Annotated in this window: 1 protein-coding gene; it reads right to left on the bottom strand. The window is 69.3% G+C overall.

Going from position 1 to position 646, the window contains the following annotated elements:
- The coding region (gene rarD / locus MBTS_RS23480) for an EamA family transporter RarD (RefSeq protein ID WP_192216621.1) at positions 1-576 on the bottom strand (576 nt) is incomplete at its 3' end.
- Between the last annotated feature and the right edge of the window lie 70 nt (positions 577-646).

The raw sequence follows: 646 nt of genomic DNA, 5'->3' as shown, positions 1-646 counted from the left end.
GGCGGGGGCGGCGAGGACGAGATAGAGGCCGGCGGCGGGCAGGAGCAGGAAAGTCTCGGCGGCAAAGCCCACCATGGCGTCGACGCCCACCACCTTGCGCACCAGCCCGTAGAGCGAAAAACTCGCGGCGAGCGTCAGGGACAGCCAGGGCAGGTGCCCGGCCAGGACCACCGCCAGGATCACGCCGGCGGCGGCGAGCCCCACCGCCACGGCCTGGACCGGCCGCAGCCGCTCGCCGAGAACGAGGGCGCCGAGCGCCACGCTCATCAGCGGATTGATGAAATAGCCCAGACTCGCATCGAGCATGTGCCCGGACTGGACCGCCACGAGGTAGAGCAGCCAGTTGACCGCGATGAGCCCAGCCGAGACGACGAGGAGAAGGTGGCGGCGCCTCAGGGGAAACGGGTTACGCACCCGCCGGCGCAGGATCGCCAGCAGGCCGACCACGAGCACGCTCGACCAGACGATGCGATGGGCGAGGATGCTGCCGGCCGGCACGGAATCGAGCAGCCGGAAATGCACCGGTACGACGATGCCCCAGCTCAGGTAGGCTCCGAGCGCGTAGATCAGCCCCACGACGTTCCTCCCGTCCCGCTTCGGATCTTGGTGTAAACCCCGTCCCATCCCCGAAGCGGGACGGGAGGAA

Origin of the sequence: Methylobacterium bullatum (assembly GCF_014845095.1) — a bacterium.
Taxonomy (GTDB): domain Bacteria; phylum Pseudomonadota; class Alphaproteobacteria; order Rhizobiales; family Beijerinckiaceae; genus Methylobacterium; species Methylobacterium bullatum.
This window is presented reverse-complemented; position numbering and strand designations above follow the sequence as displayed.